This is a genomic window from Afipia sp. DC4300-2b1 (assembly GCF_049895725.1).
GTDB lineage: Bacteria > Pseudomonadota > Alphaproteobacteria > Rhizobiales > Xanthobacteraceae > Afipia > Afipia broomeae.
This window is the reverse complement of record NZ_JAFCSX010000003.1, coordinates 237,891-262,271: the sequence shown is the minus strand read 5'-3', so window position 1 is coordinate 262,271 and position 24,381 is coordinate 237,891. Positions and strand designations below refer to the sequence as shown.

The window sequence follows — 24,381 nt, the reverse complement described above, 5'->3', positions numbered from 1 at the left end:
AACTGCGAAAAAAAGTATGGGACTAACGCGGGGCCTTTCCATCAATCCGCCCTAAACTTTTTCCTATTCCGAGCATAATGGTTCGCAGCCAGATCGAACCGGGGTCCATCTGCGCGCGTGTCGGATAGAACATGAATTGTTCGTCGATCCCCGGATCGAGCGGCGGCGCGACCGTCGTCAGCGACAGTTGCTTCGACAGCGCGGCGATCAGACGCCGCGGCACGAAGGCGACGAGGTCCGTGCGCGCGGCGACATGCAGCGCTTCGATATAGCTCGGGACCACAAGCGCGATCCGCCGCTCCTGGCCTTTGCTGCGCAGCCAGGTGTCGATCAGATCCTCGCTCTGCCCGCGAATGATGACTGCGACATGCCGCGCCTGGAAGAACGTCTCCTTGTTCTTCAATCGCGCGCCCGCAGGATGTCCGCGCCGCACCGCCAGCGCATCGGAGTCGGTGTAAAGCAGTTGCCGGTGAAATCCCTTGAAGGCATCGCCGATGCTGATCACCATGTCGATGGTGCGGGCGAATTCCGCGGTGAAGATCGCGGGCCCGCGCCACGGCACCACGTCGATCCGCACACCGGGCGCCACAGCATCCAGCTTCTTCATCAGCGGCGGCATCAACAGTTCGACGGCCAGGTCCGGCATCATCAGGCGAAAGCGCCGCTCGCTGCGCGCGGCATCGAACTCGTCCGGCATGAACAGGCCGCGCACCTGATCCAGCGCCTGCGCCAGCGGCGCACGCAGCGCCTGCGCGCGCGGCGTCAGTTCCATCCGTGCACCGGTGCGCACCAGCAGCGGATCGCCGAGCACATCGCGCAGCCGCCTCAGCGCGTGGCTGGCCGCCGGCTGCGACAGGCCGATCCGCACCGCCGCGCGGCCGACATTGGCCTCGAGCAGCAGCGCGTCGAGAGCGACCAGCAGGTTGAGATCGAGCGAGGCTAAATTCATATGGTGAATATATATCATACCAAGCATCGATTGGAAGAATGCCGATGCCAGGCCCATCATCCCTCCATCAACTCAAGCACAGGATGGAACCGATGAGTGCCGAAGCCAACAAGAAACTGATCCAGCAGATTTTCACCGACAGCGCGAGCCGCAGCGGGACGACCTTCATCGATCATCTCGCGGACGATGCGGTGTGGGTGCAGACCGGCCAGTGCTCATGGTCGGGCAGCTTCAAGGGCAAGGATGCCATCACGAACGGCCTGTTCGCGCATTTGCGAGCCTTGCTGGCGGATCGCCCGCGGACGCTGGCGTTCAACTTCATCGCCGAAGGCGACACCGTCGTGGTCGAGGCAAAGGGCGACAATGTCACAAAATCCGGCGATCGCTACGACAACGAGTACTGCATGGTCTGGCGTGTTCAGAACGGCAGGATCACGCAGATCAAGGAGTACTGTGACACGGCTCTGGTCGAGCGGGTGCTCGGTCCGTTTCCGAAATCGCAACTACGGGCGGCTGTCTGATATGCAAAACGCCGCGCCGGTGTTGCCGGCGCGGCGCAATATCCAGAATTCCAGAACCTCAGCCCGCGGCCATCTCGCTGCGGATTTCGGCGCGCAGCTCGTCGATCAGCTTGAGACCCTTCTTGGTCTCGACGTGCCAGAACGACCAGCCGTTGCAGGCTTCGGCTCCCTGAGCCAGCGCGCCCATGCGATGGATCGAGCCGACTTTGTCGCCGAGCATGATGGCGCCGTCGGCGCGCACCAGGGCGGCGTGCTTCTTCTTGGAATCGACCAGCTTGGTGCCGGGCACGATCATGCCGCGCTCGACCAGTTCGGAGAACGCGACACGCGGTGCACCGCGCGCGGTCATGAACGGAGCCAGTGTTGCTTCCGGCAGCGGCTCGATGGCGGCGATGCGCGCTTCGGCTGCTTTCGCGTAGGTCTGATCGCGCTCGAAGCCGACATAGCGGCGGCCGAGGCGCTTGGCGACAGCGCCGGTAGTGCCGGTGCCGTTGAAAGGGTCGACCACGAGGTCGCCGGGCTTCGATGACGAGAGCAGCACGCGCGCCAGCAGGCCTTCCGGCTTCTGCGTCGGATGCACTTTCTTGCCGTCGCCGCCCTTGAGGCGTTCGTCGCCGGTGCAAAGCGGGATCAGCCAGTCGGAACGCGCCTGCACGTCCTCGTTGGCCGCCTTCAGCGCTTCGTAATTGAAGGTATAGCCCTTGGCGTTCTCGTCGCGCGCCGCCCAGATCATCGTCTCGTGGGCATTGGTGAAGCGGCGGCCGCGGAAATTCGGCATCGGATTGGTCTTGCGCCACACGATGTCATTGAGAACCCAGAAGCCGAGGTCCTGCATGATCGCGCCGACGCGGAAAATGTTGTGATAGGAGCCGATCACCCAGATCGTCGCCGACGGTTTCATGATGCGGCGGGCCGCAAGCAGCCACGCCCGCGTGAAGTCGTCGTAGGCGGCGAAGGAGGAGAACTTGTCCCAGTCGTTGTTGACCGCATCGACATGCGATTCGTCGGGACGCTTGAGATCGCCCTTCAATTGCAGATTGTACGGAGGATCTGCGAAGATCAGGTCGACCGAGCCGGCCTGCATCTTTGACATCTCGGCGACGCAATCGCCGACGACGATATGCGAACTGGGCATTTCAAATTGAGTGCGGGGCGCCTTTGCAGACGCCCCGCGACGCGACACTACCATGACTCAAAACCTGACTCAGGCGACGCAGTCGGCGACGCGGGACCAACAAATCCGACTGTCATCACCATGAATGCCCAAGGTAAAAATCGGCTTAATCGCAAAAAGGTTTGTGACGAATTCGAAATTGATTCCGAAGCGTCGCGCGCATCGCGAATTGCAAGACGCACATGCGCCGCTGCAACGCAGCCAACGGCTGGAATTGCCGGTGCAGCGCGTGTTTCACCGCAAAATTCAGCCCGCATTCATGTCACGGAGTGGAAACACATCGAAATGCCGCACTAGGCAATTTTTGCCGGGCGCGGTATGAATCGTTAACAGATACTTTGCGGCTCCGTTGCGTGTCGCCATGACGCGCTTGCCGGTTGAGGAGATTTCCGATGCGTTACGATGACTTTCGCCGCAGCGACAACATCGATGACCGCCGCGACGACAGCGGCGGTTTCGGCGGCGGAGGCGGCGGCGGTTTCGGATTTCCGATGGGCGGAGGCGGCGGACTGGGCATCGGCACCGTCATTGTGCTCGGCCTGATCGGCTGGGCCGTGGGAATCGATCCGCGCATTCTGATCGGCGGCGCGGAAATTCTCACCGGCGGCCAGCAGGCTCCCACCTATCAGACCGACCGCCGCACCAGCAGCCCGCCGAAGGCCGGGGCGCCGACGGACGAGATGGGCAGCATGATCGCGGGTGTGCTCGGCGAAATCGACGACCGGTGGAGCGAAATCTTCTCGGCCAGCGGGCAGACCTATCGCGGTCCGCGTATCGTCCTGTTCCGCAATGCCACTAATGGCGGCCGCTGCGGCATGGCGCAGTCGGCCATGGGCCCATTCTATTGTCCGCCAGACAAGCAGATTTTCCTCGACACCGGATTCTTCCGCGAAGTCGAGACCCGGTTCCGCGGCTGCTCCGGCAATGCGTGCAAGTTCACCGCGGCCTATATCATCGCGCATGAAGCCGGCCACCATATCCAGAACCTGCTCGGCATCCTGGACAAGGCGCGGCAGATGCAGGAGCGGGCCGGCAGCAAGGCCGAGGCGAATGCGATCCAGGTCCGCGTCGAACTGCAGGCGGACTGCCTCTCCGGCGTCTGGGTCAATCGCGAGGAGAAGAAGCGGCCGGGCTTCCTCGAAGCAGGCGACATCGATGCTGCGTTGCAGACCGCGTCTGCGATCGGCGACGATACGCTGCAACGGCAGGCCCAGGGCCGCGTCGTGCCCGACTCGTTCACGCACGGATCGGCCGCGCAGCGCAAGCGCTGGTTCATGACCGGCTACCAGCAGGGCAGCGTGCAGGCCTGCAACACGTTCGCGCCCGGTGTTCAGCTCTAGTTGGCAGGATTCGTCATCCTGAGGTGCGAGCCCTTGGCGAGCCTCGAAGGATGACAGCGTGCCGTCGCCCCTCGAGGCTAGGCGCTGGAATCGCCTCGCACCTCGGGGTGACGGCTCAAGGAATAGAACGCGATGTCTTCAATCAACGAAACTCAGCAGTTCATCCCGCTCAATATCGCGGTGCTGACCGTGTCCGATACGCGCGCGCTCGCCGACGATAAATCGGGAACGACGCTGGCGGACCGGCTGACGGCGGCCGGCCATCGTCTTGCCGCGCGTGACATCGTCACCGACGACGTCGAGGAGATCCGCGCAAAACTGAAAGCATGGATCGCCGATCCCGGCGTCGATGTAGTCATTACGACCGGCGGCACCGGTTTCACCGGCCGTGACGTGACGCCGGAAGCGGTCGAGCCGCTGTTCGAGAAACGGATGGATGGTTTCTCGATCGCGTTTCACATGCTGAGCCACGCCAAGATCGGCACCTCGACGATTCAAAGCCGCGCCACCGCCGGTGTTGCCGGTGCGACGTTCATCTTCTGTCTGCCGGGTTCGCCCGGCGCCTGCCGGGATGGCTGGGACGGCATTCTCGCGGCGCAGCTCGATTACCGCACCAGGCCGTGCAATTTCGTGGAGATCATGCCGCGGCTGGACGAGCACTTAAAGCGCGGCAAGGCGAAGTAGGACCGGCAACTATCGTCGGCTGAGAGTTTTTGCCAGCCACGCAAGGACCGCGCGCAAGGCGTGGCGACGTGCTGCAAGACGAAGGCGCTTCGCGTCAATCTTGTGAAACGCGATGAGGTCCGGCGTGATGCGCCGCGCTGGTTCGCGACGCGAGGACATCACAGGTCAAGCTCCCAGGTCTCGCCGATCAGGTCGTGACCGAAACTGTGGTGCGGTTCGGTCGCGACATGCACGAACCCTGCTTTCTGGTAAATGCCGCGCGCGGCAAGCAGCATGCTCTGGGTCCACAACGTGATCTTGCGGTAGCCGCAGCTCCGCGCGAAGGCGATGCACTCGTCCACCAGCCGCTTGCCGATCCCGAAACCGCGTCCCGCCGGATCGATCAGCAGCAGACGAATCTTCGCCACGCCATCGGTGTGCTTCACCAGAAACACGGAACCGACCCGCTGGCCATCGATCTCGGCGATCCAGCAGCGCTCGCGGACGGGATCGAAATTTTTCAGGAACTGCGCGGCGATTTCCGCGCAGAGGCCCTCGAACGAAATGTCCCAGTTGTATTCGCGGGCGTAGAGGGCGCCGTGCTGCTGCACGACCCAGCCCATGTCGCCGGGCCGGTGGGTGCGAAGCGTCACCTCGGGTCGCGTGGCTGTATTATCCAGCAACCGCTCGATCGTTGTCATCGCGGCGACAAGGCGCTGCCCGCCGCCCGCCGGCAATGCCGCGATCATCTTGCTGACTTCATCATGGGACGCGCGTTCGAGGCGGGAGAACGCCTGCTTGCCTTTGGCGGTGAGCGCCAGCTCGAATTGCCTGCGGTCGGCGGGGACCGGCTTGCGCGTGATCAGTCCCTGTTCTGTAAAAGCCTGAACGATGCGGCTGAGATAACCGGCGTCGAGGCCGAGTTCGGCGCCGATCTCCTTGGCGAGGGCGCCACCGCGATGCGCCAGTTCGAACAGCACGCGGGCCTCGGTCAGGGTGAACGGGCTTTCCAGCAGATGCTGTTCGAGCACGCCGATCTTGCGGGTGTAGAAGCGGTTGAACCGCCGGACCGCGGCGATCCGGTCGTCATTCCCGCCATCATGAAGGGTGTCCATCGGCCAACATGCCTCGTCCTGGTATGACGGGCATTCTGGCATGATTGTTGACGGGGTCAACTAATAAGTTGACGGAGTCAAATATTATCAGGCGGCGACGAAAATCCGGGTCCGCAGCACGGCGCGGCCGGTGCGGCCGAGCTTCGAGATCAGTTTGGCCTCGGCCCGGCGCGCGGCAGGGGCATAGCCGCCGACCCGCTCATAATGATCGCGGGAAATCAGCAGACCCTGATCGGTGGACGGGCCGGCAATGAAGCGCGCGAGCGATTTCACCCCGTCACGCACCGTGGCGTCCTCATAGGGTGGGCGCGCATAGCGGAAGATGCCGGCCCGCTGACGGCCGCTCAGGGACACGCTCTGAATGAACTGCGAGGTTTCGTCGATCCAGCCGGAATCCAGCACGGCGCCCGGAAGCAGGAACAGCAGCCAGGGAGACCGGCTTTGCTCGGCGCCCGCCGCGAGCGCCGCAGCGCGCGAGCCCTCGAACTTCAGGAAATTGCATCCGGCAACATCGGCCACCCGCTCGATGGTGTCGGTCTGCGAGCGATCGACCAGCACCACGTCCCTGATGATGCCGGCCGCGGCGCCCGGCACCAGGGCCGCGAGGGTGGCAACAACAGGTTGCTCGACGCCTTCGGTGGGAATGACAACGCTGATCATGACTTGGTGAAATACGTGATCGCCGGACGACAGATGCGGCATCGTTATCATCTTGTCACACTCAGAACAGCCCGTCCGGTGCAGCTTTTTGCGGCATTCATTAACGGCTGCGATCCGGGAACGAGCCCTCGCGAAGCGGCACACCGGAGGGCGGCCTCCGGAAAAGAATCTGTGCGGGGCGATATTGAAGTTCTTGTTTTGTTCTAATGTGATGCTATGTTCTCGCCATGAGCCATGCATCCCATGCCCTCAAACACCCGCCGGTGACGCCCCCCTCTGATCCGGCGGGTGGTTCTTCTCCCTTTGCCGAGATCGAAGTGGCGATCGACAGCCAGCGGCGCAGGGGCCGCGGCGCGCAGTCCAACGTCAGCGGGCGCTATGAGGCGGAAGCGCGCGTCACCTTCGACGACGGCTGGCAGAGCCTCGAAGACCTGCCGCCTTTCAAAACCATGGTCGCGGTCGATACTGCGCGCAAGGTCATCACCCGCAACGACTCGCCGGACATCGGCTTCGACCGCTCGATCAACCCGTACCGGGGATGCGAGCACGGCTGCGTTTATTGCTTCGCACGTCCGACCCACGCCTATCTCGGATTGTCGCCGGGGCTCGATTTCGAGTCCAAATTGTTCGCCAAGCCCGACGCCCCGGAACTGCTCCAAAAGGAACTGTCCGCGCCGGGCTACGAGCCGCGCATGATCGCGATCGGAACCAATACCGATCCGTATCAGCCGATCGAGCGCGAGCACAAAATCATGCGCGGTATTCTCGAGGTGCTGGAACGCACCGGGCATCCGGTCGGCATTGTCACGAAATCCGCGCTGGTGACGCGCGACATCGATATTCTGGCACGGATGGCGAAACGAAATCTCGCCAAGGTTGCGATCTCGGTGACGACGCTGGATCCGAAACTCGCGCGCACCATGGAGCCGCGCGCGGCGACGCCGCCGAAGCGGCTGGAGGCGCTGCGCCAACTATCGGAAGCCGGCATTCCGACCACGGTGATGGTCGCGCCCGTCATACCGGCGCTGAACGATTCCGAGATGGAGCGCATTCTGGACGCAGCAGCGCACGCCGGCGTGAAGGAAGCGAGCTACGTTTTGCTGCGGCTGCCGCTCGAAGTGCGCGATTTGTTCCGCGAGTGGCTGATGGCGAATTATCCGGATCGCTATCGCCATGTCTTCACCCTGATCCGCGACATGCGTGACGGCCGCGACTACGACTCGCAATGGGGGACCCGTATGAAGGGCACCGGGCCGATGGCCTGGATGATCGGGCGGCGGTTTGAGATCGCCTGCGAGAAACTCGGCCTCAACAAGCGGCGCTCCAAGCTGACGACCGCGCACTTCGCGCGGCCCAAGCCCGCAAACGAGCAACTGGATCTGTTCTGACTGCAAAGGGCGCTGTGTGATGAGTCTCCCCAAACCGGTTGCGCGATTAACCGTCGTGACGCTCGGCGTTAGCGACATGCGCCGGAGCATCGCGTTTTACGAGTCTCTGGGCTTTGAGCGAAAGCTGCGCGTGACAGGCGAAGAAGTCGCGTTTTTCGACACCGGTGCGACGGTTTTGGCGCTGTATTCATGGGACAAGCTGGCGCTGGATGCCGGTCTGCCGGCGCAGCCGCAGCCTGCAGGCTTTCGGGGAATCACCCTGGCGTGGAACTGCCGCAGCGAGAGCGAAGTCGATGACGTGCTGGCGTTCGCTGTCGCTCAAGGCGCGCGGCTGCAAAAGGGCGCGCATCGCACCGGTTATGGCGGGTATTCGGGATATTTCACCGATCCCGACGGCCATCCGTGGGAAGTTGTCATTGCCGCCGGCATTGAGGTCGGGGATGACAGGCGTGTTCATCTGCCGGAATAATAGTGGGGATTAGCGGTTGCGCGTTCTACCTTAAGAACGCAAGCATAGCCGCATGAGTCGAACAAAGCCCTCCGCAGTTCCAGTTGCTGCAAGGAAAGCAAAGCGAACCGGTGTCATTGCCGTTACGCCGCCGAGCTTTCGCCGTGAGCGCGCGCTGATAAAGCGCGGCGTCTGGCCGGTGGCGGGTTGCGACGAGGCGGGGCGGGGACCGCTGGCCGGTCCGGTGGTGGCCGCCGCCGTGATTCTCGATCCGAAGCGAATTCCGAAGGGCATCGACGATTCCAAGCGCCTGACGCGGGAGCGCCGCGAGGAACTGTTCGAGGAAATCTGCGCGACCGCGCTGGTGTCGGTGGCGATCGCGCCGCCGTCGCGGATCGATCGCGACAATATCCTGCGTGCGTCATTGTGGGCGCTGGCGCGCGCAGTGCGTGCGCTGCCCGAGGCGCCGAAACATGTCTTTGTCGATGGCCGCGACCGGCTGGCTGTATCCTGCGACTGCGACGCGGTGATCGGCGGCGACGGCATTGTGATGTCGATCGCTGCCGCCTCCATTGTCGCCAAGGTCTCGCGGGACCGGCTGATGTGCCGGCTGGCGCAGGATCATCCCGGCTACGGCTTCGAGCAGCACATGGGGTACGCCGTTCCGGCCCATCTCGAAGCGCTCGACCGGCTCGGGCCGACGGTCCATCACCGCCGCTTTTTCGCGCCTGTCGCGGCGTCGCGCCGCAAGCACTTTGGGGAAGACGATATCCCGGCGCCCGCGCAAATCGAGATGCTCATATCGTCCGACGAGGCCATCGCGGCGCTCTGAGCGGTTCGGTTGCCTGATCGCTTCGTGCACTCTATCAGTGACGGGTTCCTCGCGAGGCCGGTTCAAACTTTTTATGCGCTTCACATCCCTGATCGTTGAACTGGTCCGCGCGCGGCCCCGCCTGATCTTCTGGCTTGTGGTGCTGGCGCAGGCGGCGCTGTGGCTGTTCCTGCCGTGGCTGCTGTATGGAAGCCCGCCGGGCGAGGTGGCGACGGTGCTGGCGTTCGGCCGGGAGTATCAGGTCGGCACCCATCTCGGTCCGCCCGCGGCGTTCTGGCTTGCCGATGTCGCATTCCGCCTGTCCGGCAATCACATCTTCGGCGTCTATCTGCTGTCGCAGCTTTGTTTCATCGTGACGTTCTGGGCGCTGTTCGCGCTCGGCCGCGCCATTGTCGGCGCGCAGCAGGCGGTCCTCGCGGTGCTGCTGACGGCGACCATCACCGCTTTCGCCTTTCCCGGCGCCGAGTTCGGCCCGCTGATCCTGGCCCGGCCGCTCTGGGCGCTGACGCTGCTCCATACCTGGCAGATCGTCGGGCAGGGGCGGCGCAGGGCGTGGTTCATGCTGCCGGTCGAGATCGGTTTGCTGATCCTGACCACCTCGGCGGCGCTGCCGCTGCTGGTACTGCTGGCCGTCTTTGTGCTGGCGACGCAGAAGGGCAGGCGTGCGCTGCTCTCGACCGATCCGCTTTATGCGGCCGTCGTGGTGTTCGTGGTGGTGCTGCCATATCTGGTGTGGGTGCTGCGCGCGGACGTGACGGTGTTGCCGTCATTGCCGGCGGTGGCGCAGTTGCAGGACCGGCTGCTCGGATGGGCCGGACTGCTGGCCGGACTGCTGTTCGCGCTCTCCGGTGTGGCACTGCTGCTGATCGCCAATTCGCGCTACTTCGTCCGCAAGGCGGACGATCCGCCGCTGATCTTCCGTCCGCCGCTCGATCCCTTCGCGCGGCTTTATGTATATGTGTTCGCGCTCGTCCCGCCCTTCGCGCTCAGTTTCATCGCCGCGCTGTTCGACCGGGATCAGATCATCGGCGGCGACGGCATCGCGCTGCTGCTGACCGGCCTCGCCATCGTCGTCGCCGCCAGCGACCTGATCGCGCTGCGGCGGCAACAGCTCCTGCGCTCGGTCTGGCTGGTCATCATGGCGGCGCCTGTTGCCGCAATCCTCGGCATCACTTTTATTTTGCCCTGGATCGGAAGCGCCGAGGTCAAGACCTCGCTGCCGGCCAGCGAGATCGGACGTTTCTTTGGCGAGAGTTTTGAGCGGCGCACCGGCCGTCCGCTTGCTGCGGTGGCGGGCGATCCGCAGATCGCGACGCTGATCGGCTTCGCCGCAGCATCGCGCCCGCATGTGATGCTCGATGCAACGCCGCAGCTGACGCCATGGATGACGCCGGCGCGCTTCAACGAGAGCGGCGGCGTGGTGGTCTGGCGCGCCGCCGATACCGCGGGCACGCCGCCCGACGACATCCAGAAACGTTTTCCCGGTCTCGTGCCGGAAGTGCCGCGCGCCTTCGAGCGCACGGTCAGAGGCCGTCAGCCGCTGCTGCGGATCGGCTGGGCCATTGTGCGGCCGCGGCCGCGATAACAGCGAGGCGAGATGAGCGAACCGTCGCAGACGTCACTGGAAGCAATCGTCGATCGCCGGTTCGGCCTCACCCAAAACGGCACGAACGTCCGCACCGAGTTCGTCGCGGGGTTCACGACATTCCTGACCATGGTCTACATCGTGTTCGTCAATCCGGTGATCCTCGCGAACGCCGGCATGGATAAGGGCGCGGTGTTCGTCGCGACCTGTCTGGCGGCAGCGGTCTCCACGTTCGCGATGGCGTTTCTGGCGAATTACCCGATCGCGCTTGCGCCCGGCATGGGGCTCAACGCGTTCTTCGCGTTCACCGTGGTGCTCGGCTACAAGTACACGTGGCAGCAGGCGCTGGCCGCGGTGTTCTGCTCGGGCGTGATCTTCCTTGTGCTGACGTTTTTTCGCCTGCGGGAATATGTCATCGACGCCATCCCGCGAAACCTGAAATTCGCGATCTCCGCCGGTGTCGGACTGTTCCTCGCGATCATCGCGCTTGAGCAGGCCAAGATCATTATCGCCAGTCCCGCGACGCTCGTCACTGCGGGACCGCTCGGCATCGCCCATCCCGCGCCGGTGCTGTGCCTTTTGGGTTTTGCGTTGATCGTGGCGATGAATGCGCGGGGCATCGCCAGCGGCACATTGATCGGCATTCTTGCGGTATCGTTGCTCGGGTTGCCGCTGGGATTGACCAGCTTCAACGGCGTGGTGTCGCTGCCGCCGTCACTTTCGCCGACATTGCTGCAACTCGATTTCTCGCGCGCCACCGAACTGACGTTCCTGATCGTGGTGTTCAGCTTTCTGTTCATCGACGTGTTCGACAATGCCGGAACGCTGATCGGCGTGACGCATCGGGCTGGTCTTCTCGACAAGGACGGCAACCTGCCGCGCATGAAGCAGGCGCTGATGGCGGACAGCTTCGCTGCGATGTTCGGCGCGCTGATCGGCACCTCGACCACCACGAGCTACATCGAAAGCGCATCCGGTGTTGCCGCCGGCGGGCGCACCGGGCTGACGGCGGTGTTCGTCGCGCTGTTCTTCCTGCTGGCGCTTTTCTTCGCGCCGCTGGCCGGCATGGTGCCTGCCTATGCGTCAGCCGCCGCATTGCTCTATGTCGCCTGCGTGATGACACGCGGTCTTGCGGACATGGCATGGGACGATGTGACCGAGTACGCGCCCGCGGTGGTCACCGCGATCGCGATGCCGCTGACCTATTCCATCGCCACCGGCATCGGGCTCGGCTTCATCACCTATGCGGTGATCAAGATTCTGGCCGGGCGCTTCTCGGACGCGAAGCCCGCGGTGATGCTGCTGGCGCTGGTGTTCGTTGTAAAATTCGCGGTTGGTTAGACCGCCGCCCGCCGCTGCGTGAATGCAGCGACGGCAAGACCTGCCAGTGCCAGCGCGACCGCCGGGAACACCACGATGTTGACCATCGACCAGCCATGGCTTGCCAGCAATTGGCCGGATGAGAACGAGCCGATGGCCACGAGGCCGAACACGATGAAATCGTTGAAGGCCTGAACCTTCTTTCCTTCCTGCGGACCATGGGTTGCGACGATCAGCGCCGATGCACCGACGAAGGAGAAATTCCAGCCGACGCCGACCACGAATAGCCCCACCCAGAAATGCATCGCGGTGATGCCCGACAGGCCGATGATTGCGGCTGCGGCTTCAAGCAACAGGCCGATGACAGCGACCCTCGCCGCTCCAAAGCGCGAAATCAGCGAGCCGGTGAAAAAGCTCGGCCCGAACATCGCGACGATGTGCCACTGGATGCCGAAGTTGGAATCGCTCAGCGACAGGCCGCAGAACTTCATCGCCAGCGGCGCCGACGTCATCAGGAAGTTCATGCATGTATAGGAGACAGCGCCGCAAATCACGGCAGCGATAAACCGGGGTTTCCGGATAATCTCCGTGAGCGGTCGGCCTCCGGTCATCTGCGCAGCGACAGGCTTTGGCGCATTGACACCGGCCAGCACGGCCATTGCGATAAGCGCGACAACGGCCTGAACCAGAAAGCTCACCGCGAACAGGTATGGCGGCCACAGATCCATGGTCCACTGCACAAGCTGCGGACCGAGAAAACCGGCGAAAACGCCGCCGGCCATCACCCATGAAATCGCCTTCGGCCTGTAAGCGATGCTGGCGCTGTCGGTCGCGGCAAAGCGATAGGATTGCGAGACCGCGCCATAGACGCCGCCAAGAAACGTCGCGAAGCAGAACAGAACAAATGAGCCGTAAAGGATGGCGATGGCGGCGATGAGTCCGCATAGCGCGCCGCTGCCGGTGCCCGCGATGAACGCCGCCCGTCGGCCGTAAGCCTGAGCGATCATGCCGGTGGGCAGCGTGCCGGCCGCAAGGCCGAGCGTGTAGATCGACAGCGGCAGGGTCGCGAGCGAAATGCTGGGCGCAAGCTGCGCGCCGACAATCGAACCGGTCGCAAACACGACAGCGGCGTTCGCGCCGGTCAAGGCCTGCGCGGCCGCAAGGCGGCGGACATTCGCCCGCGCCACCGTGTCGTCGATTGCCGCGTCCGCAGTATGCATATTCACATTTAGCGCCCCGAACGGCTGTGTAATTGCGCAGCACCCATGGCTTATGACCTGAACCGGTCGCCTGCGTCATCAGCATCCACTGCATGGCTGTGGTGTGACATCTGATCGGGATTGCGATCGAGGGACGCCCGCTACCCATTCGGTGTATTGCGGCCATTCTGGCGTGATCGATATGTACAGTTCAAAGGAGAAAGCGATGTCTCACCTTGGAAGCTGTTTTTGCGGCGCAGTTAAACTCGAGGTGACAGGGTCACCGGAGGCGATGGGTTACTGCCATTGCAACTCCTGCCGAACATGGTCCGGCGGGCCAGTCAACGCCTTCAGCCTGTGGAAGCCGGAAGCTGTGCGGATCGCGTCGGGAGCCGAGTATGTTGCGACGTTCCAGAAATCTGAAATGAGCCAGCGTCAGTATTGCTCGAAATGCGGCGGACATCTGATGACCAATCATCCGCCCATTAGCCTCGTGGACGTTTTCGCTTCGACGATCCCGACACTTGCGTTCATCCCTGGCGTGCATGTGAACTACGCCGAGACGGTGATGCCGATGCGGGATGGTTTGCCCAAGTTGAAAGACTTCCCGGCCGAACTCGGCGGCTCCGGCGAGATGATCGCGGAATAGCGGCTTGGGTTAGCCTGCGGCCAGTGCCTTCTGCACGGCGCGCAGATCCTGCCAGGTCAGCCGCTTGTAGATCGGCTGCCGCAGCAGGTAGGCCGGATGGAAGGTCGCCATCGCCTTGATCTTGCGCGTGCCGGTGTCGTAGTCGAACCACTTGCCGCGCGTCTTCATGATGCCGTCCTTGAGGTCCAGCACCGCCTGCGACGAGGGCTTGCCGAGGCACACCAGCACGTCGGGATTGACCAGTTCGATCTGCCGCCGGATGAACGGGAGGCAGATCTGCGTTTCCTGCGGCGACGGATCGCGATTGCCGGGCGGCCGCCACGGAATAATGTTGGCGATATACGCTTTGCTGCGGTCGAGGCCGATCGACGCCATCATCAGGTCGAGCAGCTTGCCGGAGCGTCCGACGAACGGAAGCCCTTCGAGATCCTCGTCGCGTCCCGGCGCTTCGCCGACAAACATGATCTTCGCTTCGGGGTTGCCGTCGGCGAACACCAGCCGCGTCGCGGTGGATTTCAGCGCGCAGCCGTCGAAGCGTTCGAGCAGCGCGCGCAGCTCCTGCAATGATGCGGCCCTGGGCGCGATCTCGCGGGCCGATGTGATCGCCGCGTCGGGCGCGGGCGCGGGGTCAGCGAGCACCGGTGCGGGCGTAGGGTTCGCAGTGCGGAACAGCGCGGGCCTGGCGGCGGGCTTTTCGTCGACCGCAGCCTCTTCCGACAGGCGATTGACGGGAGTTTCCGACAACGCGCAATCCACTCCAGCCTCTAGATAAAAGGCTAGAAGTTCGCGGGCGGAGGGCATGGGTTCGGGTGTGGTCACGGTGGCCAATCTAGATCGGATCGCGGTGCAGCGAAACGGGGTTGTTCTTGCGCCAAAAATCGGGAAGAACGATGATTAGAAACATTCTGAACCACCCAATTTTGAGATGACAGCATGAGCACCGAAGAGCTTCCGCCGCGCGAGTCCATGGAGTTCGACGTTGTGATCGTCGGCGCAGGCCCGTCCGGCCTGAGCGCCGCCATCCGGCTGAAGCAGATCAATCCGGATCTCAGCGTCGTTGTCGTCGAAAAGGGTTCCGAGGTCGGCGCGCACATTCTGTCCGGCGCGGTGATCGACCCGGTGTCGCTCGACAAGCTGGTCCCGGACTGGCGCGAGGACGCCGACTGCCCGCTCAAGACCCAGGTGAAGGACGACCAGTTCTTCTGGATGACGGGCAACTCCGCGATCAAGCTGCCGAATTTCATGATGCCGCCGCTGATGGACAACCATCATTGCTACATCGGCTCGCTCGGCGACGTCTGCCGCTGGCTCGGCCCGCGCGCCGAAGCGCTCGGCGTCGAAATCTATCCGGGCTTCGCGGCGGTTGAAGTTCTTTACGGCGAGAACGGCGAAGTGCGCGGCATTGCGACCGGCGACATGGGCGTCGGCCGTGATGGCAAGCCCAAAGACAGTTTCACCCGCGGCATGGAGTTGCTGGGCAAGTACACGCTGTTCGCCGAAGGCGCGCGTGGCTCGCTCACCAAGCAACTGATCGCGAAGTTCGGCCTCGACAAGGATCGCGAGCCGTCGAAGTTCGGCATCGGTCTGAAAGAGGTCTGGCAGATCGATCCGGCCAAGCACAAGAAGGGACTGATCCAGCATTCGTTCGGCTGGCCGCTGAACATGTCCACCGGCGGCGGATCGTTCCTCTATCACTACAACGAGAATCTCGTCGCGGTCGGCTTCGTGGTGCACCTGAACTATAATGATCCATATCTGTCGCCGTTCGAGGAATTCCAGCGCTTCAAGACCCATCCCAAGATCAGCCCTGTCTTCGAGGGCGCCAAGCGCATCGCCTACGGCGCGCGTGCGATCACCGAGGGCGGCTACCAGTCGGTGCCGCGCCTGACCTTCAAGGGCGGCGCCCTGATCGGCTGCGCGGCGGGCTTCGTCAACGTGCCGCGCATCAAGGGCGTGCACAACGCGATGGGCACCGGCATGCAGGCGGCAGAACATGTCGCCGCAGCGCTGGCTGCGGGCCGCGCCAATGACGAGATCGTCGAGTACGAAAACACCTGGCGTGAGTCAGCCGTCGGCAAGGACCTGTTCAAGGTCCGCAACGTCAAGCCGCTGTGGTCGAAGTTCGGCACCGTGATCGGCGTCGCGCTCGGCGGCCTCGACATGTGGACCAACACGCTGTTCGGCTTCTCGCTGTTCGGCACCCAGTCGCATGCCAAGCCCGATCGCAAAACGCTCGATCCTGCGAAGGTCCATCAGCCGATTCCCGGACCGAAGCCTGACGGCAAGCTGACCTTCGACAGGTTGTCGTCGGTATTCCTGTCCAACACCAACCACGAGGAGGATCAGCCGATCCATCTCAAGGTCGCGGACATGAACCTGCAAAAGACCTCTGAGCACGATGTGTTCGCGGGTCCCTCGAACCGCTATTGCCCGGCGGGCGTTTATGAGTGGGTTGGCGAGGGCGCGGATTTGCGGTTCCAGATCAACGCGCAGAACTGCGTCCACTGCAAAACCTGCGATGTGAAGGACCCCAACGGCAACATCACCTGGGTTCCTCCGGAAGGCGGCGGCGGGCCTAATTATCAGTCAATGTAAGCACGATTGCGCGAGAACCGCTGATCGCCACGATTGCGCCATACTAGATAGGCTCGTCGGCCGCCTCGCATCCTTGCGGATGCGGGCCAAACAAGCCATTGTCCCGGTGCTGCTGACCTGACCGGTCGCACCCTTAATCAATTCATGGAGCCGGCGAGCGTGATCCTCCAACGTCGTTTCAGCCGCGTGGCCGTCGCCACTGTCGCGTTCGCATCGGTCCTTGCATCCGCCGGTCCGCTTGCGGCCCAGACCCGCACCAGCGCCGGCGAAGACACCAAGCAGGGAACGTATCCGAGCGGGCGTGACCTGCTCGGCCTCACGGTATCCGGCAGCTACCTCGCCGCGCGTCACGCCAGCGTCGATCGCGACGCGACCGCGGCTGCGGCATTCTATCGCGCGGCGCTGCGTTCGGACCCGAAGAACAATGAACTGCTCGACCGCGCCTTCATCGCCTCGCTTGCCGACGGCGACATCGACGAAGCCGTCAAGCTGGCCGACCGCATTCTCACCATCGACAAGAACAATCGCGTCGCGCGGCTGGTCGCGGGCGTGCGCTCGCTGAAGCAGAAGCAATACGGCGCCGCGCAGCAGAACATCAATCAGTCGGTCCGCGGGCCGATCACCGATCTGGTCGCGACGCTGCTGTCGGGCTGGGCGAGCTACGGCGCGGGCAATACGCAGGCCGCGATCAACGCCATCGACAAGCTGGCGGGTCCGGAATGGTATCCGATCTTCAAGGACCTGCATTCGGGCATGATCCTGGAACTGGCCAACAAGCAGAAGGAAGCCGGCGTCCGCTTCGAGCGCGCCTACAAGCTCGACGACTCGGCGCTGCGGGTGTCCGACGCCTATGCGCGCTGGCTGTCGCGCAACAAGGACGCGGCCGCGGCTACCGCCATCTATGAAGGCTTCGACAAGAAACTCGCGCGCCACCCGCTGGTGGTGGAAGGCATTCGCGAAACCAAGGCCGGCAAGAAGCTTTCGCCGCTGGCTGAAAACCCGCAGCAGGGTGCTGCCGAGGCGCTCTACGGCATCGGCGCTTCACTGACGCGCCGTGGCGGCGAGGATCTCGCGCTGGTCTATCTCCAGCTCGCGCTCTATCTCAACCCGAACCATTCGCTCGCGCTGCTGTCGCTCGCCGATCTCTATGAGTCGGTGAAGAAGCCGCAGATGGCGATCAAGGTCTATGAGCGCGTGCCTGCGACGTCGCCGCTCAAGCGCAATGCGCAGATTCAGCTCGCCACCGATCTGGATGCGGTCGACCGCACCGACGAGGGCATCAAGATCCTGAACGCCGTGGTCGCCGACGATCCCAAGGATGTCGAGGCGATCATGGCGCTCGGCAACATCCAGCGCGCGCGCAAGAAGTTCGCAGATTGCGGCGAGACTTACGGCAAGGGCATCGAGGCGCAGTCCGGCGCCGAGAAACAGAACTGGGTGCTCTATTACTTCCGTGGCATTTGCTTCGAGCGCTCGAAGCAGTGGGCGAAGGCAGAGACCGATCTGAAGAAAGCGCTCGAGATGCAGCCCGAGCAGCCGCATGTGCTGAACTATCTCGGCTACTCGTGGATCGATCAGGGCGTCAATCTCGATGAGGCCATGAAGATGATCCGCCGCGCCGTCGATCAGCGGCCGGATGACGGCTACATCGTCGACTCCCTCGGCTGGGCCTATTACCGCATCGCCGATTACGAGAACGCCGTGAAGCATCTCGAACGCGCGATCGACCTCAAGCCGGAAGACCCCACCATCAACGATCACCTCGGCGATGCCTACTGGCGCGTCGGGCGGACGCTGGAAGCGAGATTCCAGTGGGCGCATGCCCGCGACCTCAAGCCAGAGGCGGAAGAGCTTCCGAAGATCGAAGCCAAGCTGCGTGACGGCCTGCCCGAGGACACGTCCAACGCGGCTGCCGCCGAGAAGAAAAAGGAAGACGGCCGGGGCGGCTGATCGCAGTTCTGCGGCTCTTTAAATACGTCCTTCGATTGCCGGACTTGACCCGGCAATCGATCTTCCTTGATAAGCATGGCCTATCGCATGGCTGCGCGGACGCGCGGACAGCGCAACGCTGGCTGGAATGGCAATGCTGACTGAAACCGCCCGCGCCAAGGTCAATCTCACCTTGCGCGTCCTCGGCCGCCGCGCCGACGGCTATCATGACCTCGAAAGCCTGGTGGTGTTCGCCGACTGCGCGGACACGCTGACACTGACGCCGGGGCCCGACCTGACCCTTGCGACCGGCGGCCCCGGTGCGCAGGACTGCGGCGAAATGTCGGACAATCTGGTGGTGCGCGCAGCGCTGTTGCTTGGCGAGCGCATTCCGGGGCTTACGCTCGGCCGTTTCACGCTGGACAAGCATCTGCCCGTCGCCGCCGGTATTGGCGGCGGCTCGGCCGATGCCGCGGCGGCGCTGCGGCTGCTGGCACAGGCCAACAATCTTGCGATCGACGATCCCCGCATTGTCGATGTCGCGCGCAAAACCGGCGCGGACATTCCCGTTTGTCTCGCCTCGCGTGCCTGCACCATGACCGGTGTCGGCGAGAATTTGTCGATGCTCGATATTCCCGCGATGCCGTGCGTGATGGTCAATCCGCGCGTCGGCGTCGCGACCAAGGATGTGTTCACAGCGCTTGGTCTGGCTAAGGGCGAACTCCTTGCCGGTGTCGGTGATGTGATGCTGTCGCCGGGATGGCCGGCGAAGGGTGCGTCATTCGATGAATGGGTCGAGGCCGTTGGCCATGGCACCAACGATCTCGAAAAACCGGCGCTGAAAGTCGAGCCGGTGATCGGCAAGGTGCTGTCGGCATTGCGCGCAACGGAAGGTGTGCGGCTGGCGCGGATGTCGGGCTCCGGCGCGACATGCTTTGCGATCTTCGAGACCATCGGTGACGCCGGTCAGGCCGCGAAAGCGATCTCAAAAGCTCATCCCGGCTGGTGGGTCCACGCCGGCGTGCTGAGCTAGCGCACTCCCGTCATTGCGAGGAGCGTCAGCGACGAAGAGCAATCCAGCTTCTCGCACGCGAAGCATTCTGAATGGATTGCTTCGCTTCGCTCGCAATGACGACAAGGCGTCTTAGTGCGACCTTGCCAAACAGAAAGCAACCACCTGCTCGAGCGCGGTCTTCATCGGTGACGACGGGAACAGCGCCAGCGCATCGACCGCCATCGCGCCGTAATGCTGCGCACGGCTCATGGTGTCTTCGAGTGCGCGATGCTTGGTCATCAGACCGATGGCGTGATCGAGGTCGCCGTCGCCGATTTCGCCCCTTTCCAGGGTGCGGACCCAGAATGCGCGCTCGGCATCGTTGCCGCGGCGAAACGCCAGCACCACCGGCAGCGTGATCTTGCCTTCGCGGAAATCGTCGCCGACGTTCTTGCCGAGCTTTGCGGCCTTGCCGCCATAGTCCAGCACGTCGTCGATGAGCTGGAAGGCGATGCCGAGGTTCATGCCGAACGAACGGGACGCAGTCTGCTCCGCCTTGGGGCGGTTGGCGATCACGGGGCCGACTTCGCAGGCCGCGGCGAACAGCTCTGCGGTCTTGCCGCGGATCACCGCAAGATATTCGTCCTCGGTGGTCGCCGTGTTCTTCGCTGCCGCAAGCTGCATCACTTCGCCTTCGGCGATAGTGGCGGCGGCGGAAGAGAGAATGTCGAGCGCGCGCAGCGAGCCGACCTCGACCATCATGCGGAACGCCTGGCCGAGCAGAAAGTCGCCGACCAGCACGCTGGCCTCGTTGCCCCACAGCATCCGTGCAGAGAGCTTGCCGCGGCGCAGTTCGCTTTCGTCCACCACGTCGTCATGGAGCAGCGTCGCGGTGTGCATGAATTCCACGGCGGCGGCGAGCTTGATATGTCCTTCGCCGGTGTAACCGGTGAGGTTGGCCATCGCCAGCGTCAGCATCGGCCGCAGGCGCTTGCCGCCCGACGAAATCAGGTGGTTGGCGACCTCCGGGATCATCGTGACTTCCGAGCCGGTTCGCGACAGAATCGTGCTGTTGACGCGTTCCATATCGGGCGCAACAAGCTCAACCAGCCGATCTATCGATGGCGTCGAGTGGCTCTCAAAGGGTACAATAACCGCCACGTCCGGTCTCCGGATGAATGTAAGGCCACAATAGAAACTGCCGTGCGGCGCGGCAAGAGCAACAACGGGCGCCCGGCGTTCCGTATTCACCCCCGGGAGACACTGCCTTGAAGGAATTGGTGCGGACCAACGATGCGGTGCTGGTGTCCGCTGTAGGCGCGTTGCTGGATGGCGCCAATATTCACCACCTCGTGCTCGACAGTAACATGAGCATCATGGACGGATCGCTGGGCGTGCTGCCCCGGCGCATTCTGGTCCATGAGGACGACGCCGTGGCCGCGCGCCGCCTGCTCACCGACGCGGGTCTGGCCCATGAACTGCGGGACAATGACTGACCCCGCCCGTACTGAAATTCCGGAAGTGACCGAGGACATGTTTCTCGGCGGCCAGTTGCGGCTGCGCCAGCCGAGGCGCGGTCACCGCGCTGGTCACGACGCGATCCTGCTGGCGGCGGCAACGCCGGCGCAGCCGGGCGATCGCGTGGTGGAATTCGGCGCGGGTGTAGGGACTGCCGGGCTCAGCGTCGCGCGCCGTGTCGCTGGGCTCGATCTGGTGCTCACTGAGATCGATGAAACGCTTGCGGCGCTGGCGCGCATCAATGCCGAGGCGAATGGCATCAAAGCAAACGTGATGGCGTTCGATGTCACCGCGGACGCCGATGTTTTCGCGGCATCGGGGCTTGGTCCCGACACTGCCGATGTCGTCCTGATGAATCCGCCGTTCAATGATGCCGCGAGGCATCGCGTATCGCCGGACCCTGCGCGGCAATCAGCGCATGTGGCGGCGGCCGACACGCTCGAGAGATGGACCCATGCGGCGCGGCGCGTGCTGACATCCGGCGGCGCACTCACGCTGATCTGGCGGGCGGATGGATTGGCGGGCGTGCTGGCGGCATTGGCGCGGGGCTTCGGCAGCGTCGAGATTCTGCCGGTCCATCCCACGCCGGGCGCACCGGCGATCCGCGTCCTGGTGAGCGCGGTCAAAGGCGGACGCGCGCCGATGGCGCTACATCCCGGTGTGGTCTTGCTCGACACGAATGGGGAAGCGGGTCACGAGATTCAGGCGGTCCTTGGCGGCAAAGCCGCTCTGCCGCTGGCGAAGGTATCGAGAACCCGCTGAATGCCCAGCAGGCAGGCAGCCTGCTTATTGGGTTACCGATTTTGGCTCGGTTTCGGGAGCCTGAGTGAAGTGGATGGCGGCGAAAAGGGCGCCAATCAAAAGGATTAGGAGATAAATCTTCATTTTTGCACCTTAGTGGCTGCGCCGTTGCAGCCTGCGTATCTGCTGCAATGCAAAGTGCGTTCCAGTTTCTTGTCGCGCTCCGGCGAAGAACCGGAGAGTTTAGAAGAAATCCCGTCCCCTCAAACATTTAGACGGAATTCGGGCACAAAGGACGTGCTTAACGATTGTCGAATGCGCTCTAGGCTCGTGATGCCAGTTACCGAATAATAAACTGTGAACATGAAGGATGTTTCATGGCTGAGAATGACGGCGATGGTCACTTTGCCGAGAGGTTGAAAAGCTTGCTGCCGGCGCGCTGGCGCGGCGGCGCGGTGGTGCCGGTTGTGCGCCTCTCCGGCGTGATCGGCGCGGTGACGCCGCTGCGGCCGGGCATGTCGCTGGCCGGCGTGTCGCGGACGCTGGAGCGGGCGTTCTCGACCAAGGGCGCGAAGGCCGTGGCGCTGGTGATCAATTCGCCGGGCGGCTCGCCGGTGCAGTCACGGCAGATCTATCAGCGCATCCGCCAGCTCGCAGCCGAGAAGAAGCTGCGGGTGCTGGTGTTCGTCGAGGACGTGGCGGCGTCGGGCGGTTACATGATCGCCTGCGCGGGCGACGAGATTTTCTGCGATCCGTCCTCCATCGTCGGATCGATCGGTGTGGTCGGCAGCACCTTCGGATTCGTCGACCTCATCAAGAAGGTCGGCATCGAGCGCAGGGTCTACACATCCGGCGAGAACAAGTCGCAGCTCGATCCGTTTCTCCCCGAGAATCCCGATGACGTTGCGCGGTTGAAGGCGATCCAGCGTGAGATTCACGACACCTTCATCGCGCTGGTGAAGGACAGCCGCGGCGCACGGCTCAAGGCGGAGGGTGATTATCTGTTTACCGGCGAATACTGGGCCGGCGAACGCGCGGTGAAGCTCGGTCTTGCGGACGCGCTCGGCGATCTGCGCACGGTGCTGCGCGCACGCTACGGCGAGAAAGTGCAGATGCCGGTGATCGCGCCTGCGGCGGGGCTTCTCTCCGGGCTTGCGGGCCGCAAGCCGGGCGCGGGAGTGGCGCTGCCGGGTTTTCCGGGTTTTTCGGAAGACCTGATTTCGGCTCTGGAAGAGCGCGCGATCTGGGCGCGTTACGGATTGTAGGGTGGGAGACCGATCATGCCGCCGCTGATCCTGATCGCTGCCGGAATTCTGGGTGGCGCAGCGCTGGTGCGCCTCGCGGTGCGTGAGGGCAGGCGCATCAATCGCGAGCTTGACGATGCGCGCAAGGCGAAACCCGCCGAGCAGGAGCGCATGCCCAAGCTGCGGCGCGATCCCGACACCGGGACCTATCGTCCGGGTTAGGCTGTCTTGAAAATCAGCCGTGCCCGCGCACGTCGTTGATGGTCATGATGCAGAGCGCGGCCATGATGGCTGCCGCGGCCAGAACCTGAAAGGCAATCATTGTCGTCCCTGTCGAACAGCACCGCCGGTTGAAATCCGGCCGTTGGTTGCAATGACGCTTTGCTAGCGGGGAGTTGCTAACGAACTGCGGACGCGGGCAGACGGCTTGCCGGGGCGGTTAAACCGGCGTTCGGGGGATCGCTAAAATTCAGCCGATTCCGGCAGGAATTGCCCCCATAAACAGGCTATCGCCTTGATTCCGTTAGCCTGCGCCGATACGGTCCGCGCGCAAATCATCCCATTCCAACGCCCGAAGATTTCCGATGGATTCCCTGCCTCCGCACATGCGTCCCGAGCGCTCGTTTCAGGGCCTGATCCTGACATTGCAGCGCTACTGGGCGGACTATGGCTGCGTCATCCTGCAGCCCTACGACATGGAAGTCGGCGCGGGCACGTTCCATCCGGCGACCACATTGCGCGCGCTCGGACCGAAGCGCTGGAACGCGGCTTACGTGCAGCCGTCGCGCCGCCCGAAGGACGGCCGCTATGGCGAGAACCCGAACCGCCTGCAGCACTACTATCAGTTTCAGGTGATCCTGAAGCCGTCGCCGCCGGACCTTCAGAATCTCTATCTGAAGTCGCTCGAAGCCATCGGCGTCGATCTCGCCCTGCATGACGTGCGTTTCGTCGAGGACGACTGGGAGAGCCCGACGCTCGGGGCGTGGGGCCTCGGCTGGGAGTGCTGGTGCGACGGCATGGAAGTTTCGCAGTTCACCTATTTCCAGCAGGTCGCGGGCGTCGAATGCGCGCCGGTCGCGGGCGAACTCACCTACGGTCTCGAGCGTCTCGCGATGTACGTGCAGGGCGTCGACAACGTCTACGATCTCAACTTCAACGGCCGCGACGGCGCCGACAAGGTGACCTACGGCGACGTGTTCCTGCAGGCCGAGCAGGAATATTCGCGGCACAATTTCGAGCACTCCGACACCGCAATGCTGTTCGAGCAGTTCAAGATGGCCGAGAACGCCTGCAGGAAATATCTCGAAGCCGGATGGAAGGATGGCAAGCGCGAGGCGCATCTGATGGCGCTGCCCGCTTACGACCAGTGCATCAAGGCCAGCCATGTGTTCAACCTGCTGGACGCGCGCGGCGTGATCTCGGTCACCGAGCGGCAAAGCTACATCCTGCGCGTGCGCGAACTCGCAAAAGCCTGCGGCGAAGCGTGGGTGCACACCGAAGCGGGAAGGGCGGAGTAA

24 protein-coding genes are annotated in these 24,381 nt (G+C 63.5%); 17 read left to right on the top strand and 7 right to left on the bottom strand.

Annotation, left to right across the window (positions count from 1 at the left end; genetic code table 11):
* Positions 1 to 22 precede the first annotated feature (22 nt).
* On the bottom strand, positions 23 to 949 hold the full coding sequence (locus ACP7AL_RS13660) for a LysR family transcriptional regulator (RefSeq protein WP_425992093.1): 927 nt from the start codon (positions 947 to 949) through the stop codon (positions 23 to 25).
* A gap of 92 nt (positions 950 to 1,041) precedes the next feature.
* On the opposite strand from ACP7AL_RS13660, the gene ACP7AL_RS13655 reads away from it, so the two are divergent.
* Positions 1,042 to 1,470: a nuclear transport factor 2 family protein gene (locus tag ACP7AL_RS13655; protein WP_006019013.1), complete on the top strand. Its 429-nt coding sequence runs from the start codon at positions 1,042 to 1,044 to the stop codon at positions 1,468 to 1,470.
* Positions 1,471 to 1,528: 58 nt separating this feature from the next.
* Here ACP7AL_RS13655 and ACP7AL_RS13650 read toward each other — a convergent pair whose 3' ends face one another.
* Complete coding sequence (locus tag ACP7AL_RS13650; RefSeq protein ID WP_425992091.1) at positions 1,529 to 2,659, bottom strand: site-specific DNA-methyltransferase; 1,131 nt, start codon at positions 2,657 to 2,659, stop codon at positions 1,529 to 1,531.
* A gap of 377 nt (positions 2,660 to 3,036) precedes the next feature.
* Between ACP7AL_RS13650 and ypfJ the strand changes: the two genes are divergently transcribed.
* Together ypfJ and moaB are read left to right on the top strand one after the other, a co-directional pair.
* A complete protein-coding gene (ypfJ, locus tag ACP7AL_RS13645) occupies positions 3,037 to 3,984 on the top strand; it encodes a KPN_02809 family neutral zinc metallopeptidase (RefSeq protein ID WP_425992089.1) in 948 nt (315 codons plus the stop codon).
* 132 nt (positions 3,985 to 4,116) lie between these two features.
* The gene (gene moaB, locus ACP7AL_RS13640; protein WP_006019016.1) at positions 4,117 to 4,668 is read left to right on the top strand and encodes a molybdenum cofactor biosynthesis protein B; all 552 of its coding nucleotides are present in this window, start codon (positions 4,117 to 4,119) and stop codon (positions 4,666 to 4,668) included.
* 158 nt (positions 4,669 to 4,826) lie between these two features.
* Here moaB and ACP7AL_RS13635 read toward each other — a convergent pair whose 3' ends face one another.
* Both ACP7AL_RS13635 and ACP7AL_RS13630 read right to left on the bottom strand, forming a co-directional pair.
* A complete protein-coding gene (locus tag ACP7AL_RS13635; protein ID WP_425992086.1) occupies positions 4,827 to 5,762 on the bottom strand; it encodes a bifunctional helix-turn-helix transcriptional regulator/GNAT family N-acetyltransferase in 936 nt (311 codons plus the stop codon).
* 87 nt (positions 5,763 to 5,849) lie between these two features.
* Positions 5,850 to 6,422 (bottom strand): glycosyl transferase, encoded by a 573-nt coding sequence (locus ACP7AL_RS13630; protein WP_024919388.1) that lies wholly within the window; start codon positions 6,420 to 6,422, stop codon positions 5,850 to 5,852.
* Positions 6,423 to 6,649: 227 nt separating this feature from the next.
* Between ACP7AL_RS13630 and ACP7AL_RS13625 the strand changes: the two genes are divergently transcribed.
* From ACP7AL_RS13625 to ACP7AL_RS13605, 5 genes are all read left to right on the top strand, one after another.
* Positions 6,650 to 7,810: a PA0069 family radical SAM protein gene (locus ACP7AL_RS13625; protein WP_425992084.1), complete on the top strand. Its 1,161-nt coding sequence runs from the start codon at positions 6,650 to 6,652 to the stop codon at positions 7,808 to 7,810.
* Between the two features lie 19 nt (positions 7,811 to 7,829).
* Positions 7,830 to 8,279, top strand: coding sequence for a VOC family protein (locus ACP7AL_RS13620; protein ID WP_425992082.1), 450 nt, complete (start codon positions 7,830 to 7,832; stop codon positions 8,277 to 8,279).
* A 52-nt stretch (positions 8,280 to 8,331) separates the two neighbouring features.
* Positions 8,332 to 9,090: a ribonuclease HII gene (locus ACP7AL_RS13615; RefSeq protein ID WP_425992080.1), complete on the top strand. Its 759-nt coding sequence runs from the start codon at positions 8,332 to 8,334 to the stop codon at positions 9,088 to 9,090.
* 73 nt (positions 9,091 to 9,163) lie between these two features.
* Complete coding sequence (locus ACP7AL_RS13610) at positions 9,164 to 10,675, top strand: glycosyltransferase family 39 protein (protein WP_425992078.1); 1,512 nt, start codon at positions 9,164 to 9,166, stop codon at positions 10,673 to 10,675.
* 12 nt (positions 10,676 to 10,687) lie between these two features.
* Positions 10,688 to 12,016 (top strand): NCS2 family permease, encoded by a 1,329-nt coding sequence (locus ACP7AL_RS13605; RefSeq protein ID WP_425992076.1) that lies wholly within the window; start codon positions 10,688 to 10,690, stop codon positions 12,014 to 12,016.
* Here the strand turns inward: ACP7AL_RS13605 and ACP7AL_RS13600 are convergent.
* A complete protein-coding gene (locus tag ACP7AL_RS13600) occupies positions 12,013 to 13,215 on the bottom strand; it encodes an MFS transporter (protein WP_425992953.1) in 1,203 nt (400 codons plus the stop codon). The genes ACP7AL_RS13605 and ACP7AL_RS13600 overlap by 4 nt on opposite strands.
* Before the next feature lie 205 nt (positions 13,216 to 13,420).
* Here ACP7AL_RS13600 and ACP7AL_RS13595 point away from each other — a divergent pair, with 205 nt between their 5' ends.
* Entirely contained in the window at positions 13,421 to 13,843 is a 423-nt protein-coding gene (locus ACP7AL_RS13595; RefSeq protein ID WP_425992074.1) for a GFA family protein, read from the top strand.
* A 9-nt stretch (positions 13,844 to 13,852) separates the two neighbouring features.
* Here the strand turns inward: ACP7AL_RS13595 and ACP7AL_RS13590 are convergent, their stop codons facing one another.
* The gene (locus tag ACP7AL_RS13590) at positions 13,853 to 14,644 is read right to left on the bottom strand and encodes a uracil-DNA glycosylase (RefSeq protein ID WP_425992951.1); all 792 of its coding nucleotides are present in this window, start codon (positions 14,642 to 14,644) and stop codon (positions 13,853 to 13,855) included.
* Between the two features lie 132 nt (positions 14,645 to 14,776).
* On the opposite strand from ACP7AL_RS13590, the gene ACP7AL_RS13585 reads away from it, so the two are divergent.
* The 3 genes from ACP7AL_RS13585 to ACP7AL_RS13575 all read left to right on the top strand — a co-directional run bounded on the left by ACP7AL_RS13585 (position 14,777) and on the right by ACP7AL_RS13575 (position 19,400).
* The gene (locus ACP7AL_RS13585) at positions 14,777 to 16,438 is read left to right on the top strand and encodes an electron transfer flavoprotein-ubiquinone oxidoreductase (RefSeq protein ID WP_425992072.1); all 1,662 of its coding nucleotides are present in this window, start codon (positions 14,777 to 14,779) and stop codon (positions 16,436 to 16,438) included.
* A gap of 144 nt (positions 16,439 to 16,582) precedes the next feature.
* The gene (locus ACP7AL_RS13580; RefSeq protein WP_425992070.1) at positions 16,583 to 18,388 is read left to right on the top strand and encodes a tetratricopeptide repeat protein; all 1,806 of its coding nucleotides are present in this window, start codon (positions 16,583 to 16,585) and stop codon (positions 18,386 to 18,388) included.
* Between the two features lie 127 nt (positions 18,389 to 18,515).
* Complete coding sequence (locus tag ACP7AL_RS13575; protein WP_425992068.1) at positions 18,516 to 19,400, top strand: 4-(cytidine 5'-diphospho)-2-C-methyl-D-erythritol kinase; 885 nt, start codon at positions 18,516 to 18,518, stop codon at positions 19,398 to 19,400.
* A 111-nt stretch (positions 19,401 to 19,511) separates the two neighbouring features.
* Here ACP7AL_RS13575 and ACP7AL_RS13570 read toward each other — a convergent pair whose 3' ends face one another.
* Positions 19,512 to 20,522 (bottom strand): polyprenyl synthetase family protein, encoded by a 1,011-nt coding sequence (locus ACP7AL_RS13570; protein WP_425992066.1) that lies wholly within the window; start codon positions 20,520 to 20,522, stop codon positions 19,512 to 19,514.
* A gap of 107 nt (positions 20,523 to 20,629) precedes the next feature.
* Between ACP7AL_RS13570 and ACP7AL_RS13565 the strand changes: the two genes are divergently transcribed.
* The 5 genes from ACP7AL_RS13565 (at position 20,630) to ACP7AL_RS13545 (ending at position 24,381) form a co-directional block, all read left to right on the top strand.
* Entirely contained in the window at positions 20,630 to 20,857 is a 228-nt protein-coding gene (locus tag ACP7AL_RS13565) for a DUF2007 domain-containing protein (RefSeq protein ID WP_425992064.1), read from the top strand.
* Positions 20,850 to 21,641, top strand: coding sequence for a tRNA1(Val) (adenine(37)-N6)-methyltransferase (locus tag ACP7AL_RS13560; RefSeq protein WP_425992062.1), 792 nt, complete (start codon positions 20,850 to 20,852; stop codon positions 21,639 to 21,641). The genes ACP7AL_RS13565 and ACP7AL_RS13560 overlap by 8 nt, the downstream gene beginning before the upstream one ends.
* Positions 21,642 to 21,997: 356 nt before the next feature.
* Positions 21,998 to 22,885: a S49 family peptidase gene (locus tag ACP7AL_RS13555; RefSeq protein WP_425992060.1), complete on the top strand. Its 888-nt coding sequence runs from the start codon at positions 21,998 to 22,000 to the stop codon at positions 22,883 to 22,885.
* A 15-nt stretch (positions 22,886 to 22,900) separates the two neighbouring features.
* Entirely contained in the window at positions 22,901 to 23,086 is a 186-nt protein-coding gene (locus tag ACP7AL_RS13550) for a hypothetical protein (RefSeq protein ID WP_006019036.1), read from the top strand.
* A 362-nt stretch (positions 23,087 to 23,448) separates the two neighbouring features.
* Entirely contained in the window at positions 23,449 to 24,381 is a 933-nt protein-coding gene (locus ACP7AL_RS13545; protein ID WP_006019037.1) for a glycine--tRNA ligase subunit alpha, read from the top strand.